Raw genomic sequence first — 16,432 nt, forward strand, 5'->3', positions numbered from 1 at the left:
GGACGTACACCCGGTCCCACGCCCGTCGCACATCTGCCCGTCGTTCCTCTCCCGTGTCACGAGCACGTCACGTCCCCACTCCGAAGGTGGTGAAGTACCACAGCGACGAGGTCAGCCAGATCCCCATCAGGACGGCGAAGACCAACCCACCGACGACCGGCAGCACCCACCCGGCCAGCCCCCGCTTGGGCAGCGCCAGCATCTTCATGGTGAACACCCCGAAGAACAGGCAGCCGAGCAGCGAGTGCAGCAGGGTCCGCAGGTCGTGGTCGGCGAAACCCAGGGCGTAGAGGCAGTGCACCGCCACCGGGACGGTCAGCAGGAACGCCACCCGGCCGCTCCACCGGTGCAACCCGCCCGCCCACGAGGGCGAGAAGCCACCCAGCCGGCCCCACATCGCCAACGCGCTGAGCAGTTGCACCACGGCGAAGAAGGCCGCCCCGGTGCCCAGCCAGACCTTGACCGCCTGGGGGCTGGAGAAGCCGGCCACGTTGACCGCGATCCCGGTGGGCTGGTGCATCCGGCCGTACGCCCCGAGGGCCACCGTGACCGCCGCCCCGACCAGCAGCGGCACGAGCACCGAGGCGGGTGGCGCGTCGGAGCGGGTGGACGGCACGCCGATCGGGGCGGGCGGGGTCACGACGGGTGGGGGGTCGGACAGGACCCGGACGGACGGCCCGTCGTCGAGGCCGCGTCCCACGTCGGTCTCGAACCGGCGGCGGGCCGTCATCACGCACCCGGGCCCGGATCGGCCACGACCGGGGTCGCGGTGACGGTCCGACCGTCGAGGACGGTGGTGCCGAACGCGGGGTCCAGCGGTGGTGCCGACACCGGCGTGCCGTCGCGGGTGACCACCCCGATCTGGCTGCCGTCGGGCAGCATGATCCAGCCGCCGTCGACGCCGGCACGGCGCTGCTGGGCGGTGGCGCGGTAGAGCACCGGGTCGGGCTTGCCGGTCTGCTTGGCGGTGAACTTCCACCGGCGCTGACCCACCACCATCTCGCCGGAGGCGACGCCGTCGCCGAACGACCCGGTGAGCACCTCGCCCTTCTTGCCGGTCAGCTTCATCCGGCCGTCGGCGGCGGTGCCGTTGAGCCACACCTCAAGCTTCCTGCCGTCGCAGACGTACGCCACCGCCTTGCCGTCGGTGACGGTGATCGCGATGGTGGCGCCGCCGTCGAGCCGCCCGGTCCAGTTCGAGTCCGCCTGCTTCGCCGGTGGCGGCGTGGTCGGTGGCGCGGTCTCCGCCGGGCCGGGCCGGCCCCCCTCCGGTGCCGCCGGGGTGGCGTCCGGTTCGGTCGCCGGGGCGGCCGGCGTCACCACGGCGGCACCGGGCGGGCTCGGCGCGGGCGCGGCCGCACCGGCGTCGACCGTACGCGGCGCCGCCTGGGCGCTCATCGCGAACAGGACGGCGGCCATGCCCGTCCCGGTCAGCAGGGTGAGCAACGGGGTCGTGCGCTTCATGAGCAGCTCCCTTCACCTGGTGGTACGAAGCCGGGGCGCGGGTCGTTCAATGTCGGGACGAGAACCTCCGATCGCCGGTGTTCGGGTGCCCGGTCCATCACCGACGGTGATCGTCCCGGGTGGCCGGTAGGGTGTCGGGATGGCCGCCGCGTTCCCGTACCGCCCCGGGACCGGGTGACCGGTGCCGTCCGTGCCCGTTCCCACCCGACGGCGTGCCGCCGACCCGCCGCCCGTCCGCCCCGTCGGCCTCGCCCAGCGGTGTGCCCGGATCACCCGCTCGCGCCCCTTCGAGGCGGCGATCGTGGTGCTCATCATGGCCAACGCGGCGGTCCTCGGGGTCGAGACCTACCCGGATCTCGGCGCGGCCCGCCCGGCGCTGCACTGGCTGGAGCTGAGCTTCCGGGCCGCCTTCGTCGCCGAGATCGCCGTCCGGGTGCTGGCGTACGGGCGTCGGCCGCAGGACTTCCTGCGGCACGGCTGGAACGTGTTCGACCTGGTGGTGATCGCGGCGATCTTCCTGCCCGGCCTGCACGGCGACTCGGCGCTGCTGCGGGTCGTCCGGGTGGCCCGGGTGCTGCGTCTGGTCCGTTTCTCGCCCGGTCTGCGCACCATCGTGGCTGCGCTGTGGCGCAGCCTGCCCGGCGTCGGGGGGTTCCTCGCGCTGGCCATGGTGACCCTCTACGTCTACGGCATGGCCGGCTGGTTGATCTTCGGCCGGGCGTACCCGGAGCAGTACGGCGACATCGGCCGGTCGCTGCTGACCCTGTTCGTGCTGCTGTCCCTGGAGACCCTGCCGGATCTGGTGGAGCAGGGGATGGCGCTGTCCCCGTGGACCCTCCTCTACTACGTCAGCTACGTGCTCATCACGGTCAACCTGCTGCTGAACATCCTGATCGCGGTGATCGTGAACTCGATGGAGGAGGCCCGCCGGCTGGAGATGACCGAGCGGCTGGCGCCCGGCTACGACGCCGACGGCGACGGGGTGCCCGACGAGGTGGACCGGATCGCCCTGACCCAGCGCCTGGACGACCTGCGGGCGGTCCTCGCCGAGTTGGAACGCGAGCTGCGCATCGACCGGGACGACCCGGCCGGCCGGCACCGGCCGGTCCGTGACCCCACCGACGCCCGCTGACGACCCCGCCCGACGCCGGCCGGCACCCCGCTGACGTCGGCACTTCCCACCGGTTGGGATGGCGGCAGTGGGCGATCGGGGTCTGATCATGATAGGGATGAAGGGGCGCGCGGCCGTTACCGGCCGGACGCCCCTTCGATGTTGGGCGAAGGAGGTCGGTATGCGGTTCGAACGTACGGTCATTCCCGGGGTCGGCCTCTGCCAGCGCTTCGCCACCGCGCAGGGCCAGTGGGCCGGCGTCATCTCCCACCCCACCGGGCGGCGCGACATCGTGATCTACCACCCCGAGGACAGCGACACCGCGCTCTGCACGCTGGTGCTCGAACAACAGGAGGCGCAGGTCGTCGCCGGGGTGCTCAACCAGGCGGTCACCGTCGACCACCTCGCCGAGCTGGAACGCCAGCTCCCCGGTGTCACGGTCGTGCGAATACCCGTCGCCGTGGACAGCATCGGCGACGGCAAACGCTGGCGGGACACCGCGTTGTCCGGCCGGCCGCTGTCACTGCTGGCGGTGGTCCGCGCCGGCCGGGTCGTGCCGACCCCCGGCGACGACTACGTCCTGCTCGCCGGCGACGAGGTCGTCGTCGCGGGCGGGGAGGCGGCCACCACGACCGCCGTGGACGTGCTCGCCGGCCACTGACCGGTACCACCACCACCGACCGACCAACCACTGGTGACGCCACCGCCGCGGTGGCCGCGCGACCCGGGGACGCCCGTCCCCGCGCCGCCGGTACCGCACCGCCCGAAACGGGTGGGTGGCCGCCGACACTGATCTTCGAGGAGGGTATGTGCTGGTCCTGGTGGCGGTCCACGCACTGGCAGCCGTGGTCGCCCCGGGGCTGGTACGCCGCTTCGGACGCCGTGCGCTCTACGCCGTCGCGCTCGCCCCGGCCGCCACGCTGGTCTGGGCACTGACCCGTACCGGCGCGGTCCGGTCCGGTGAACCGGTGGTGGAGACCTGGCCGTGGGTGCCCCGGATCGGTCTGGAACTGGCCCTGCGGATGGGCACCCTGTCCTGGCTGATGGTGGTGCTCGTCGGTGGGGTAGGCGCGCTGGTGCTGGCGTACAGCGCCAGGTACTTCCGCTCCGACGACCCCGGGCTGGGCCGCTTCGCCGCGGTCTTCGTCGCCTTCGCCGGCTCCATGCTCGGCCTGGTCGTCTCCGACGACCTGCTGCTGCTCTACGTGTTCTGGGAACTCACCACCGTCTTCTCGTACCTGCTGATCGGCTACGACCCGGCGAAGCGGGCCAGCCGCCGGGCCGCCATGCAGGCGCTGCTGGTCACCACCCTGGGCGGGCTCGCCATGCTGGCCGGCTTCGTCATGCTCGGCCAGCACGCCGGCAGCTACCGCTGGTCGGTGGTCGCCACCGACCTGCCCGGCGGCGGCTACCTGGTCACCGCGCTGATGCTGATCCTGCTCGGCGCGCTCAGCAAGTCGGCGATCGTGCCGTTCAGCTTCTGGCTGCCCGGTGCGATGGCCGCTCCCACCCCGGTCAGCGCCTACCTGCACGCCGCCGCGATGGTCAAGGCCGGGGTGTTCCTGGTCGCCCTGCTCGGCCCGGCCGTCGCCGACGTCACCGCCTGGCGGATGGTGCTGCTCGGCACCGGCCTGGCCACCCTCTTCCTCGGCGCCTGGGTGGCGCTGCGGCAGACCGACCTGAAGCTGCTGCTCGCCTACGGCACGGTCAGCCAGCTCGGACTGCTGATGGTGGTCCTCGGCACCGGCAGCCGCGACGCCGCGCTGGCCGGCGCGGCGATGGTGCTGGCACACGCGCTGTTCAAGGCCACCCTCTTCCTCGTCGTCGGCATCGTCGACCACACCACCGGCACCCGGGACCTGCGCGAACTCAGCGGCCTCGGCCGGCGCGCGCCGGTGCTGGCCGGGATCGCCGTGCTGGCCGCCGCGTCGATGGCCGGGCTGCCGCCGATGGCCGGCTTCGTCGCCAAGGAGGCCGCGTTCGAGGCGTTCCGGCACGGCGGCACGACGGACCTGCTGGTGCTGGCCGGGGTGGTGGCCGGGTCGGCGCTGACCGTGGCGTACACGCTGCGGTTCCTGTGGGGCGCGTTCGCCGGCAAGCCCGGTGTCGCGCCGACCGAACCGCACCCGGCGGGCCGGGTGTTCCTCGCCGCCCCGGCCCTGCTCGCCGTCGCCGGACTGGCCGTCGGCGTCGCCGCCCCCGCCCTCGACGGGCTGCTCGCCCCGTACGCCGACGGGTTCTCCTCGGCCGGGCCCGGCTACCACCTGGCGCTGTGGCACGGCCCCACCCCCGCGCTGGGCCTGTCCGTCCTCGCGGTGACGGCCGGTGTCGGGCTGTTCCTGCTGCTGCACCGGGGCCGGCTGCGGCCGTCCCGGTGGACGCCGCTGGACGGCGCGGCCGGCTACGAACGGGTGGTCGCCGGGGTGGACCGGCTCGCGGTGGAGCTGACCGGCGCGACCCAGCGCGGCTCGCTGCCGTTCTACCTCGGGATCATCCTGGTGGTGCTGGTCGTGCTGCCCGGCGGCGCGCTGCTCACCGGCGGGCCGTGGCCCCGGCAGTTCCGCGCCTGGGACACCCCGTTGCAGGCGGTCGTCGCCGCCCTGGTGATCGTCGCCGCCGTGATGGCCGCCCGCGCGCTGCGCCGGCTCACCGCGATGATCCTGGTCGGTGTCGCCGGCTACGGCACCGCGCTGATGTTCGTCCTGCACGGCGCACCGGACCTGGCGCTGACCCAGTTCCTGGTGGAGACCGTCACCATCGTCATGTTCGTGCTGGTGCTGAGACGGCTGCCGGTGAAGTTCTCGGCCCGGCCGATCCGCCGGAGCCGGCGCGGCCGGATCGCGATCGGGGTCGCCGTCGGCGCGGTCGTGTCCGGGATGGCCTGGGTCGCGTCCAGCGGCCGGCTGGCCACCCCGGTCTCCGAGCGGTTCCCCGACGAGGCGGTCTCCTACGGCGGCGGCAAGAACGTGGTCAACGTGACCCTGGTCGACATCCGCGCCTGGGACACCATGGGCGAGATCGCGGTGCTGGTGGTGGCCGCCACCGGGGTGGCCAGCCTGATCTTCCGCCGCTCCCGGGACCTGGACCGGCGCAGCGCCGTGCCCGGCCCCCGACCGGCGACCACCGGCGGGCCGCGCTGGTTGACCGCCGGCTTCGAGGCGCACCGGCACTCGGTGATCCTTCAGGTGGTCACCCGGCTGCTGTTCCACGCCATCGTGCTCTTCTCCGTCTACCTGCTCTTCTCCGGCCACAACGCCCCCGGAGGCGGGTTCGCCGCCGGGCTCGTCGCCGGCCTGGCCCTGGCCGTGCGCTACCTGGCCGGCGGACGCCGGGAACTCAACGCCGCCGCGCCTGTCGACGCCGGGGCGGTGCTCGGCGCGGGGCTGTTCCTCGCCGTCGGCACCGGGGTGGCCGCGATGCCGCTGGGCGGGGAGTTCCTCCAGAGCGCGGTGCTCGACCTGCACCTGCCCCTGCTCGGCAAGGTCCACTTCGTCTCGTCGGTCTTCTTCGACGTCGGCGTCTACCTGATCGTGGTGGGCCTGGTGCTGGACATCCTGCGCAGCCTCGGGGCCGAGATGGACCGTCAGCAGGAGGACGCCCGCGACGACGTACGGGACAAGGAGCTGGTGTGACCCCCAACCTCACCTACATCGTGGTGGTCGGCGTGCTCTTCGCCGCCGGGGTGACCCTGCTGCTGGAACGCAGCCTCACCCGGGTGCTGATGGGCGTCATCCTGCTCGGCAACGGGGCCAACCTGCTGCTGCTCACCGGTGGCCGGGCCGGTGGTCCGCCGATCGTCGGCACCACCGACGCCGGGGAGATGAGCGACCCGCTGCCCCAGGCGATGGTGCTCACCGCCATCGTCATCACCCTCGGCATGACCGCGTTCCTGCTGGCGCTGTCGTACCGCAGCTGGCACCTCAACGGCCACGACGAGGTGCAGGACGACGTGGAGGACCGTCGGATCATGGACCTGGCCGACCGGGACGAGGGGCCGGGCACCGACGACGCCGACCAGCCCGACTCCGACGACCAGCTCGACGGCGACGGCCGGCCCGACCCGGACAGCCGGCGGTCCTCGGCGGCCTCGGTGGCCGCGGCGGCCGGCGAGCGGGGGAGGGACGCGTGAACCACCTCGTCCCGCTGCCGGTGGTGATGCCGCTGCTCGGTGCGGCCCTGACCCTGCTGCTGGCCAGCCGGCCCCGGGCGCAGCGGTGGGTCAGCCTCACCGTGCTCACCGCGACCGTCGCCGTGGCCGCCACCCTGCTGGTCCGCTCCTCGATCGACGGGCCGCTCGTCGTCGAGGTGGGCGGCTGGGTCGCGCCGCTGGGCATCGTGCTCGTCGCCGACCAGCTCGCCGCGCTGATGCTGGTGGTCTCCGCCGCCGTCACCCTCTGCGTGCTGGTGTACTCCATCGGGCAGGGCATGGCCGACGGGCACGAGGAGACCCCGCTGTCGGTCTACCACCCCACCTACCTGGTGTTGACCGCCGGGGTGTGCAACGCCTTCCTCTCCGGTGACCTGTTCAACCTCTACGTCGGCTTCGAGATCCTGCTGGTCGCCAGCTACGTGCTGCTCACCCTGGGCAGCACCGAGACCCGCATCCGCGCCGGCACCACGTACGTCGTGGTCAGCCTGCTGTCGTCGCTGATCTTCCTGGTGGCGATCGGGCTGGTCTACTCGGCCACCGGCACCCTCAACCTGGCGCAGCTCGTCGACCGGCTCGACGCCCTCCCCGACGACCTGCGGCTGGTGTTGCAGGGCATGCTGCTGCTCGCCTTCGGTATCAAGGCGGCGGTCTTCCCGCTGTCGGCGTGGCTGCCCGACAGCTACCCGACCGCGCCCGCACCGGTCACCGCCGTCTTCGCCGGCCTGCTCACCAAGGTCGGCGTGTACGCCATCATCCGCACCGAGACGCTGCTGTTCCCCGGCGGCCGGACCGCCGACCTGCTGCTGGTGGTGGCGGCGTTGACCATGCTGGTCGGCATCCTCGGCGCGGTCGCCCAGTCCGACATCAAACGACTGCTGTCGTTCACCCTGATCAGTCACATCGGCTACATGCTGTTCGGGGTGGGGCTCAGTTCGTCGCTCGGGTTGGCCGCCGCGATCTTCTACGTGGTGCACCACATCACCATCCAGACCACCCTGTTCCTCGCCGCCGGGCTGGTCGAACGCCGGGGCGGCAGCACCGCGCTGGACCGCCTCGGCGGGTTGGCCCGGCTGTCGCCGCTGCTCGCCGTGCTGTTCTTCGTGCCCGCGCTGAACCTGGCCGGCATCCCCCCGTTCTCCGGCTTCCTGGGCAAGCTCGGCCTGGTCCAGGCCGGCGTCGACGACGGCGGCGCGCTGTCCTGGGTGCTGGTCGCCGGTGGGTTGCTGACCAGCCTGCTCACCCTCTACGCCATCGCCCGGGTGTGGAACCTGGCGTTCTGGCGTCGCCCGCACCCGGAGATGCCTGAGCCGCAGGACAGCGTGCACACCGTCCGCACCGACGGGGTGGAGCAGCCCTACCGGGGTCCGGACCGCGACGTCCACCCGGGCGCGATGCTGCCCCGCCTGATGATCGCGCCGACGGTCGCCCTGGTGGTGCTCGGGCTGGCGTTGACAGTGGTCGCCGGGCCGCTGTTCGACCTCAGCTCCGACGCCGCCGACGACCTGCTGCGGCGCACCCCGTACGTCGAGGCCGTCTACCCCGGGGGGACCCCGTGAGCCACGATCCGCCGCCGCAGCGTTCCCCGGACGGGTCGCCGCCGGGTGGGGAGCTGTCACCGCAGCACCCCGGGGGTGGGCCGGCCCCGGAGCATCCCGAGGACCGGCCGCTGACCCGGGCGGCCCGCCGCCGCAACCGGGCCGTCGCGATGATCGTCCTGGTCACCGTCTGGGTGCTGCTCTGGGGGACGCTGAGCTGGGCCAACGTGCTCGGTGGGCTGGTCGTGGGGCTGGTGGTGCTGACCGTCTTCCCGCTGCCCCCGGTGACCTTCGCCGGGCGGGTGCACCCGGTGCCGCTGCTGCGGTTCGCCCTGCGGTTCCTGCGCGACCTGGTGGTGGCCAGTGTGCAGATCGCGGCCCTGGCGCTGCGGTTCGGGCACCCCCCGCTGGGCGCGATCATCGCGGTGCGGCTGCGGGTCCGCTCCGACCTCAACCTGACCCTGACCGCCGAGGCGCTGTCCCTGGTGCCCGGCAGCCTCATCGTCGAGGTCGACCGGGACGCCGGCATCCTCTACGTCCATGTGCTCGGGGTGCGCGACCGCGCCGAGGTCGAACGCTTCCGCGACGGCGTGCTGGAGCTGGAGGCCCGGCTGATCGCGGCGATCGGCTCGGCGCAGGAGCAACGCCTGATCCGTGAGCACACACCGTCCGCGCTGGAAGGGAGTTCGAGATGACCGCTGTCGCCGTGATCGTCACCGTGCTGCTGGCGGTGGCCGGCGCGCTCACCCTCACCCGGATCGTCCGGGGGCCGTCGGTGCTCGACCGGGCGGTCGCCACCGACGTGCTGCTGGCCATCGTGGTGGCCGCCGTGGCGACCGAGGCCGCCTACAGCCGGGACGCGACCGCGCTGCCGATCCTGGTGGTGCTGGCCATCCTCGGCTTCGTCGGCTCGGTCAGCGTCGCCCGCTTCGCCACCCGCCGGGACGACAGGTGAGCGTCGACGCGGTGCTGGACGTGGTGGCCGCGGCCTGCCTGCTGGGCGGCGCGCTGCTCAGCCTCGCCGCCGGGGTCGCCCTGGTCCGCTTTCCCGACCTGCTGTCGAGGATGCACGCCGCGGCCAAGCCGCAGGTGCTCGGCCTGCTGCTGGTGCTGCTCGGTTGCGCGCTGCGGCTGCGGACCGGGGTGGACGTCACCACGCTGGTGTTGGTCGGCGCGTTCCAGTTGGCCACCGCGCCGGTCGCCGCGCACATGATCGGCCGGGCCGGCTACCCGCACGACCGGATCCGTACCGACCTGCTGGTCACCGACGAACTCGCCGCCCACCTCGACCGGCTGTACGCCGACCGGCGTCCCTGACCCCGACCGGTCGGCGGCCCCGTGGCCCCGGCCGCGGGGGTGGGGCGGGCCGGGTCAGGGCGCCTCGACGACCTCCCGGCCGAGCGGCCAGAACGCCGCCGGGACGAGCTTGAAGTTGGCGATGCCGAACGGGATGCCGATGATCGTGACGCAGAGCGCGATCCCGGCGAGCAGGTGGGACAGCGCCAGCCACCAGCCGGCCAGCAGCACCCACAGGACGTTCGCCAGCCCGGACGGTACGCCGGCCCCGGGCTTGGCGACCAGGGTACGGCCGAACGGCCACAGCGAGTACGACGCCAGCCGCAGCGACGCCACTCCGAACGGGATGGTGACGACGAGCACGAAGCAGATCACCGCCGCGACGAAGTAGCCGAGCGCCAACACGATTCCGCCACCGAGGATGAGCCATAACAGGTTCAGGATGAAGCGAATCATTACTCCATAGTGACGGGTGTGTGCCACCGCGTCACCGTTCCATGATCTTATGTTCCCATGATCACTCCCACTCCTCTCATGCATCTCGTCGCCGGCGTCTGGGGCTTCAAGACCCTCGCCGTCGGGGTCGAGTTCGGCCTGTTCACCCGGCTGGCCGGCGGGCGGACCGTCACCGTGGCCGAGGCCGCCGCCGAGTTCGGGCTCGACGAACGCCCCGCCGACCTGCTGCTGTCGGCCAGCGCGTCGCTGGGGCTGCTGGAGAAGGCCGGCGACGGCTACCGCAACTCGGCGTTGGCCGAGCAGTTCCTGGTCGAGGGGCGGCCCTACTACTTCGGCGCCCAGGTGCGCTACTCCGACCTGCGCACCTACCTGCCCTGGCACCGGGTGGGCGAGGCGCTGCGCGGCAACCGGCCGCTGACCTGGGACCCGCAGCAGCAGGACTCCCTGTTCGACACCACCGACCCGGAGCTGGTGGCCCAGTTCTGGGACGCCATGTTCGCCACCTCCCGGTTCACCGCCCGCGCCCTGGCCGACGCGTACGACTTCGGTGCGCACCGCCGGCTGCTCGACGTCGGCGGCGGCGCCGGGGCGTTCCCGATCGAGTTCTGCCTGCGTCTGCCGGAGCTACGGGCGACGATTCTGGACCTGCCGCACGTGTGCGTGCGGGCCGGGGAGCGGATCGCGGAGGCGGGCCTGACCGACCGGATCGGCACGGTCGCCGGTGACTTCCTCGCCGACCCGGCCCTGCCCGACGGGCACGACGTGATCCTGCTCAGCATGATCCTGCACGACTGGGACGAGCCGACCAACCGGGCGCTGCTGGCCCGCTGCCACGCCGCGCTGCCCCCCGGCGGGGTGGTGGTCGTCAGTGAGCTGCTGCTCAACGACGAGCGCACCGGCCCGCCGGAGGCCGCCCTGATGGGCATGAACATGCTCGTCGAGACCGAGGGCGGCAAGAACTACTCCGGCGCGGAGTACCGGCAGTGGTTGACCGACGCCGGCTTCGTCGACGTGCGTACGGTGGCGTTCGAGGCTCCCGGCGCGAACGGCGCGGTGCTGGCCCGCCGCCCCTGACCGGTCCGGCACCGGGGCCGGCGGACGTCAGGCGTCCGCCGGCCCCGGTGCCGGCCGCCCGGTCACCCCGGCTTGTACGCGGTGACCAGCTCCCACCCACCGGGCAGCACCGCCACCCGGGTGAACCCGACCTCGGTGAGCAGCCCGGTGTAGAACTCGACCTCCCGCAACCGGCTGACGCAGCTGTCCACCCCGATCAGGAAGTAGCTCCAGAAGAACTGCACGGCCAGCCGGTCCGGGGTGCGGAACTCCTCGGCGATGACCAGCAGCCCGCCCGGCTCCAGCGCCGCGTACGCCTGCTCGACCAGGCGGCGGGCGACGTCGTTGGGCCAGTCGTGCAGCACCCGGACGAACGCCATCGCGTCGTAGCCGGTCGGCAGCGGCCCGGCCAGGAAGTCGCCGCCGACGAAGCCCAGCCGGTCGGGATGCCCCCGGTCGTCCCGGGTGGCCGCCACCAGGGGTGCCACCGCCGGCAGGTTGAACACGTCGGCCCGCAGGCCGTCGGCGGTGTCGAGGATGTACGCGGCGAGCGTACCGTCGCCGCCGCCGACGTCCAGCAGGCGTCGCCGGTCCGACCAGAGCCGGTCGGCGTGCCGGCGCAGCGTCTCGATCACCGGGCCGAGCCCGGCGGCCATGCTGCGTTCGAAGTCGGCGGTCTGCGCGTCGGTCTTGGGCGGCCAGGCGAAGTCGTCGTCGCTCATGCCGACCTCGCCGCGCAGGCTCTCGGCGAGCCGGCCGTGCAGCAGCCGCCACGGGTAGCGGTCCCGGTCCCGTTCGATCGCGTCCGGGCCGGCCACCGCCAGCACGGCGTCGCGCAGCCCCGGCACCGCCCGGTAGCTGGCCCCGGCGATGTCGTCGTCGGGTTCGTGGCGGGTGACGCAGCCGAGGCTCTCCAGGCAGTCGAGGAACTTGTAGAGCCGCAGCGGGCGCACCCCGAACCGGGTGGCGAGCGCGTCCAGCCGGACCGGGCCGGCTTCCAGCGCGTCGAGCAGGCCGAGGGCCAGCGCGGTCTCCAGCACGTCGACGGCCTTGGGACCGTTGACGAGCAGGCTCATCAACGCCCGGGGGGACAGGGTGACGCTCACCGGCCCAGCTCCTCGTCCAGCGCGTCCATGAACGCGTCGACCTCGTCGAGGGTGTTGTAGACGTGCGGTCCGACCCGCAGCCAGCCCCGCCAGCTACAGATCATGTTCCGCGCGGCCAGCCGCCGCTTGACCTCCTCGCCGTCGGGGACGTCCAGGCAGACCACCCCGCCCCGGCGTTCCGGGTCGGTGGGGCTGACCACGGTGACGCCGGCCGCCGCCGCCCGGTCCAGGACCCGCTGGGTAAGCGCCAGCGAGTGCGCCCGGATCGCCCCGATCCCGACGCCCGCGAGCAGGTCCAGGCCGACCTGGGAGATCAGCGAGGTCAACGGGTACGGCGTGCCGCCGGCGAAGCGTTGCGCCCCCGCCGCCCACCCGGTCGACACCCGGAAGGTCAACGCCCGGTTGCCGGCCTGCCACCCGGTCGCGGCCGGTGCCAGGCGCTCGACCAGATCGGGGCGGACGTAGAGGAAGGCGGTGCCGGCCCCGCACAGCCACTTGTGCGCGCCGCCGAGGACGATGTCGACGCCGAGCGCGGTCACGTCCAGCGGGACCGCCCCGACTGTCTGGAAGGCGTCCACCACCACCAGGGCGCCGACGGCGTGGGCACGGGCGACCAGCCGGGCCAGGTCGATGGTGGCCCCGGAGGTGAAACTCGCATGGGGTACGCAGACCAGCAGCGTCCGTTCGTCGATGCGGGCTTCGAGGGCGTCCTCGTCGAACCGGGGACCGCCGGTGCCGACCACGTCGAGCCGCGCGCCGTAGCGGCCGAACGCGCTGCCGATGAACGGCACCGTCGGATACTCCAGGTCGGTGGTGACGATCCGGTCGCGGGGCGGTCGGTAGTCGAAGCAGGACAGCACCCGGGCCAGCAGGGTGCTCAGGTTGGCGTCGGTGACCACGCTGCCCGGGGGCGCGCCGAGCAGCGCGGCGACCGAGTCGGCGTACCGGTCGAGGCCGACGTGCCAGCCCTGCCACACGTCGTCGCGCCAGTCACGCAGGGTCGCCCAGTAGTCGGCGAGCACCCGCTCGACACCCCGCGGCGTCGCGCCGGTGGAGTTGTTGTTCAGGTAGACGCAGGTTTCCAGCAGCGGGAACTCGGCGCGCAGGGCGGCGAGTGCGGCGGCCTCCAGGCAACGCGCCGGATGGGTTGCGGGTGCGCTCACTCGCAGCAGCCTCCGATCGGTTCGGTCCGGGGTGGACGGTTGTCGGTGGACACGGTGGTGAAGACCGGGACGGCGCGGACGGCCGCCAGGTAGGGGGTGCCCTCGGTGTAGCCGGTGCCGGAGCGGGCACCGAGCATCCGGGTCGCCAACCGGTGGTGGGTGCGTCGCCAGGTCAGCACCGCCTCGGCGAAGGCCGCCATCTGCTGTCGTACCAGGTCGAGGTCGGGGCCCCGCAGCGACCCGGCGTGGACCGCCGCACGGTAGGCCGCGTCGATCGACGGCTGGCCGGCCCGCACCACCTCGCGTACCTCCGGCACCGACCGGTACGCGGTGGAGTCCAACCGCTCCGGCTCCGGCGTACGGCACAGCGACTCCATGATCTTGTACGAGCGGGACTGGATCGCGCTGGCCCCCTCGGTGTACTCGCGGAACGTCCGGAACGCCGCCGGTTGCATGGTGGCCAGCAGGGAGAACAGCGCCCCGGCACCGCTGATCAGCTCCCGGGCGTACGCCAGCCGGCTGGCGGCCGGCCGGGGCCGGCCGGTGTCCAACGCGGCGATGACGCCCCGCAGCTCCTCGGCGACCCCGGCGAAGACACACTCGTACGCCTGGAGGACCCGGATGAACAGGTACTCGTCGTGGGAGACGTAGACCGGCAGCATGCTCAACCCCAGGACGCGTTCCCGGGCGGGGTCGCGGCCGGTGACGGCGAGCCGGTGCAGCGCCACCGCCGCCGCGACCGGGTCCTGCTCGGTGACCGCCCCGCCCAGGCCGAGCCGGCTGCGGGCCGACGCCACGGCGCGTACCCCGAGCCGGCACCGCTTTGCCACCAGCGCCGGCCCCGGCCGCTGCTCGGGGAGCAGGTCGACGGCGTCGGTCGAGGCGGCCAGCTCGAAGGCGAGGACGTCGGCGACGAGGTCGACCAGGAGCCTGTCGCGTTCCCACCGCCCGCCGCCCGGCCCCGGCGGGTCGACCTCGTCGGCCACCCGCCCGACGTCCGGGACGTGGCTGGGCAGGGGAAGCAGCGGCAGGGCCAGGTAGCTGCGGTAGTCGTACCGGCCGTCCCACTTGTCGAGCGTCACGTCGAGGAAGGCGGACAACTCGCGGGCGGGGGTGGTCCGCGCGTCCACCCGGGCGCGTGCCTGGTCCAGCAGGACGAGGAGTTCCTTTTTGACGAAGTGTTTACCGACACGATGAAATTCGGTGACCACTGCCTGGTAGGGAAATTGCTCGGGATCGGCCGTACCGGACGACCAGCTCGTCAGCTCGCGCACGAACCGCACCTCGGAGGGGTAGGTGTCAGGGGGAGCGCCGACGATTCTTCGAGTGGCGCGGCTCGTCATGCCTCTGCGGTGCCCGAATGCGCCGCCACCGGGACGTCGGCGTCCGGCCGGGGCGGGCGCAGCTCGGGAAAGAACCGGTGCCCGATGAGCTTGGCGAGGACGGTCGCCGCGCTGCCCGGGGTGCCGCCGGGGGCGTGCCCGCCGACCCGCAGGGCGACCTCGTAGTGGCGCACCCGCCACTGGTGGACCTGCTCGTCCCAGGCGATCATCGCCTCGGCGAGCCGCCGGGTCGGGTCGGCGGGGGCCAGCGCGTCGAGCGTTGCGCCCCGGGCGGCGAGGTGGTCGGCGAAGGCCCGGCCGAGCTGTCGGCTCACCGTCGCGGCCCGCCGCCAGCCGGGCGACTCGGCGCCGGAGCCGTTGCCCAGCGCGGGTTGCATCGTCTGGAAGTCGACAGGCGACAGGTACTGGAACATCTCCAGCTGGTCGGTGACCAGTCGCACCGCGAGCGTCGCGCGGGCCAGCAGCGCCGCCGCCCCGTCCGGATCGGCGGCCCCGGTGCGCCCGACGGCGGCGGTCAGCTCGGCCTCGGCCAGCTTCAGCCACAACTCGGCGGACTGGTGAACCACCTGGAAGAGCAACTCGTCGCGGTGGAACATCTCATCCGGGCGGCGTTGCAGGGCGAGCAGCTCGTCGGTGCGCATGTAACGGGCGTAGTCCGTGGAGCCGTCGCCCGGCAGCACGGGTGACTGGTCGCGTTTCACGACTGTCCCTTCTCCTATACGTCGGCGCGCACGGGAACGGCCCGCGACGGCGACAATTATCCAACGAAGAATAGCAATGTGTCACCCCCTGTTCCACGAATAGTGCCCCCGACTTGCCGAGCAAATAGCCGCCTTTACCCTGCGGGCCTGGGCGCGTTAACAGAACTAATTACGTGAGTCAATACTGGTGCGTGCCTGACGCGTCACAGGCGGCTGTGGGGGGCCCGCCGGTGGCCGGGTACGGCATTCCGGTGTCGCCGTTCCGGTGTCGCCGTCGGGGCATGGCGTCGCGAGCGGCCGCATTGCTCCCGGTGGTCGTTTGCGTACTTTCCGAAGTTGTGGTGAGGTCTGCTGACTCGTCGCTGACGGTGTCGTTTCGACAGCGAAAAGTGATGTGCTGCCGAGCCCTCGTAGGGAAGGAGTGCCATGACCGCTGCGCCGATCTCCACCTCGTGCCGGGTCGACGGTTTCGGGGAGGTGTCCCTCCGGCCGGTGGACCCCGACCGCGACGTCGCGGTGATCCACGACTGGGTGACCCGGGAACGGTCCCGGTTCTGGGGCATGCGCGGGGCCAGCCGGGAGCGGGTCCGCGAGATCTACGCGTACCTCGACTCGCTGACCACCCACCACGCGTACCTGGCGCACCGGGACGGCCGGCCGGTGGCGCTGTTCCAGACCTACGAGCCGGCCGCCGACCCGGTCGGGCGGTGCTACGACGTACGCCCCGGCGACTTCGGCATCCACCTGCTCATCGGCCCGCCGGACGGTGCCCCGGAGCCCGGCTTCACCGGCGTGCTCCTCGACGTGTTCCTCGCGTTCGTGTTGGCCGACCCGACCCGGCTGCGGATCGTGGCCGAACCGGACGCCCGCAACGCCCGTGCCGTCGACCGGCTGGTCCGGACGGGTTTCGTCCTCGGTCCGCAGATCGACCTGCCGGAGAAGCGGGCCCAACTGCTCTTCCTCGACCGCGCCGTCGGGGCCCGCTGACCAGGGCCGGGGCCGCGCGGGCAGGGTGTCACCCCTCCCCCGAACGGGGGGTGGGTGACCCACGTCG

The 16,432-nt window shown here is 72.9% G+C and carries 17 protein-coding genes; 10 read left to right on the forward strand and 7 right to left on the reverse strand.

Annotated elements, in window-relative coordinates:
• Positions 1-67: 67 nt before the first annotated feature.
• Positions 68-730, reverse strand: coding sequence for a DUF6529 family protein (locus Q2K16_RS03720; RefSeq protein WP_368052538.1), 663 nt, complete (start codon positions 728-730; stop codon positions 68-70).
• Positions 730-1,464: a hypothetical protein gene (locus tag Q2K16_RS03725; RefSeq protein ID WP_302743545.1), complete on the reverse strand. Its 735-nt coding sequence runs from the start codon at positions 1,462-1,464 to the stop codon at positions 730-732. Before Q2K16_RS03725 ends, Q2K16_RS03720 begins: the two co-directional genes overlap by 1 nt.
• 190 nt (positions 1,465-1,654) lie before the next feature.
• Between Q2K16_RS03725 and Q2K16_RS03730 the strand changes: the two genes are divergently transcribed.
• From Q2K16_RS03730 to mnhG, 8 genes are all read left to right on the forward strand, one after another.
• Entirely contained in the window at positions 1,655-2,596 is a 942-nt protein-coding gene (locus Q2K16_RS03730) for an ion transporter (RefSeq protein ID WP_302743546.1), read from the forward strand.
• 160 nt (positions 2,597-2,756) lie between these two features.
• A complete protein-coding gene (locus Q2K16_RS03735; protein ID WP_302743547.1) occupies positions 2,757-3,236 on the forward strand; it encodes a TrkA C-terminal domain-containing protein in 480 nt (159 codons plus the stop codon).
• A gap of 148 nt (positions 3,237-3,384) precedes the next feature.
• Positions 3,385-6,207, forward strand: a complete 2,823-nt coding sequence (locus Q2K16_RS03740; RefSeq protein WP_302743548.1) for a Na+/H+ antiporter subunit A — start codon at positions 3,385-3,387, stop codon at positions 6,205-6,207.
• Entirely contained in the window at positions 6,204-6,704 is a 501-nt protein-coding gene (locus tag Q2K16_RS03745) for a Na(+)/H(+) antiporter subunit C (RefSeq protein ID WP_302743549.1), read from the forward strand. Before Q2K16_RS03740 ends, Q2K16_RS03745 begins: the two co-directional genes overlap by 4 nt.
• On the forward strand, positions 6,701-8,281 hold the full coding sequence (locus tag Q2K16_RS03750; protein ID WP_302743550.1) for a Na+/H+ antiporter subunit D: 1,581 nt from the start codon (positions 6,701-6,703) through the stop codon (positions 8,279-8,281). The genes Q2K16_RS03745 and Q2K16_RS03750 overlap by 4 nt, the downstream gene beginning before the upstream one ends.
• Positions 8,282-8,334: 53 nt before the next feature.
• Complete coding sequence (locus tag Q2K16_RS03755; protein WP_402898435.1) at positions 8,335-8,955, forward strand: Na+/H+ antiporter subunit E; 621 nt, start codon at positions 8,335-8,337, stop codon at positions 8,953-8,955.
• The gene (locus tag Q2K16_RS03760; RefSeq protein WP_088645903.1) at positions 8,952-9,215 is read left to right on the forward strand and encodes a monovalent cation/H+ antiporter complex subunit F; all 264 of its coding nucleotides are present in this window, start codon (positions 8,952-8,954) and stop codon (positions 9,213-9,215) included. Before Q2K16_RS03755 ends, Q2K16_RS03760 begins: the two co-directional genes overlap by 4 nt.
• Entirely contained in the window at positions 9,212-9,577 is a 366-nt protein-coding gene (gene mnhG / locus Q2K16_RS03765; RefSeq protein ID WP_302743552.1) for a monovalent cation/H(+) antiporter subunit G, read from the forward strand. The genes Q2K16_RS03760 and mnhG overlap by 4 nt, the downstream gene beginning before the upstream one ends.
• A 54-nt stretch (positions 9,578-9,631) precedes the next feature.
• Here mnhG and Q2K16_RS03770 read toward each other — a convergent pair whose 3' ends face one another.
• Positions 9,632-10,012: a YccF domain-containing protein gene (locus tag Q2K16_RS03770; RefSeq protein ID WP_302743553.1), complete on the reverse strand. Its 381-nt coding sequence runs from the start codon at positions 10,010-10,012 to the stop codon at positions 9,632-9,634.
• Between the two features lie 57 nt (positions 10,013-10,069).
• Between Q2K16_RS03770 and Q2K16_RS03775 the strand changes: the two genes are divergently transcribed.
• Positions 10,070-11,086, forward strand: coding sequence for a methyltransferase (locus tag Q2K16_RS03775; protein WP_302743554.1), 1,017 nt, complete (start codon positions 10,070-10,072; stop codon positions 11,084-11,086).
• 62 nt (positions 11,087-11,148) lie between these two features.
• On the opposite strand, the gene Q2K16_RS03780 is transcribed toward Q2K16_RS03775, so the two are convergent.
• Genes Q2K16_RS03780 through Q2K16_RS03795 form a run of 4 tightly spaced genes read right to left on the reverse strand, consistent with a single transcriptional unit; the run spans position 11,149 to position 15,378 of the window.
• Complete coding sequence (locus tag Q2K16_RS03780; RefSeq protein WP_302743555.1) at positions 11,149-12,171, reverse strand: methyltransferase; 1,023 nt, start codon at positions 12,169-12,171, stop codon at positions 11,149-11,151.
• Positions 12,168-13,334: an aminotransferase class V-fold PLP-dependent enzyme gene (locus tag Q2K16_RS03785; RefSeq protein WP_302743556.1), complete on the reverse strand. Its 1,167-nt coding sequence runs from the start codon at positions 13,332-13,334 to the stop codon at positions 12,168-12,170. Before Q2K16_RS03785 ends, Q2K16_RS03780 begins: the two co-directional genes overlap by 4 nt.
• Complete coding sequence (locus tag Q2K16_RS03790) at positions 13,331-14,617, reverse strand: tryptophan 2,3-dioxygenase family protein (protein ID WP_368052539.1); 1,287 nt, start codon at positions 14,615-14,617, stop codon at positions 13,331-13,333. Before Q2K16_RS03790 ends, Q2K16_RS03785 begins: the two co-directional genes overlap by 4 nt.
• A gap of 56 nt (positions 14,618-14,673) precedes the next feature.
• Positions 14,674-15,378 carry a tryptophan 2,3-dioxygenase family protein gene (locus Q2K16_RS03795; protein ID WP_302743558.1) on the reverse strand — a complete coding sequence of 235 codons (705 nt, stop codon included), beginning with the start codon at positions 15,376-15,378 and terminating at the stop codon, positions 14,674-14,676.
• A 426-nt stretch (positions 15,379-15,804) separates the two neighbouring features.
• On the opposite strand from Q2K16_RS03795, the gene Q2K16_RS03800 reads away from it, so the two are divergent.
• Positions 15,805-16,365 (forward strand): GNAT family N-acetyltransferase, encoded by a 561-nt coding sequence (locus Q2K16_RS03800; protein ID WP_302743559.1) that lies wholly within the window; start codon positions 15,805-15,807, stop codon positions 16,363-16,365.
• Positions 16,366-16,432 lie beyond the last annotated feature (67 nt).

It is taken from the genome of Micromonospora cynarisoli (assembly GCF_030518815.1).
In the GTDB taxonomy this organism is placed as follows: Bacteria; Actinomycetota; Actinomycetes; order Mycobacteriales; family Micromonosporaceae; genus Micromonospora; species Micromonospora wenchangensis.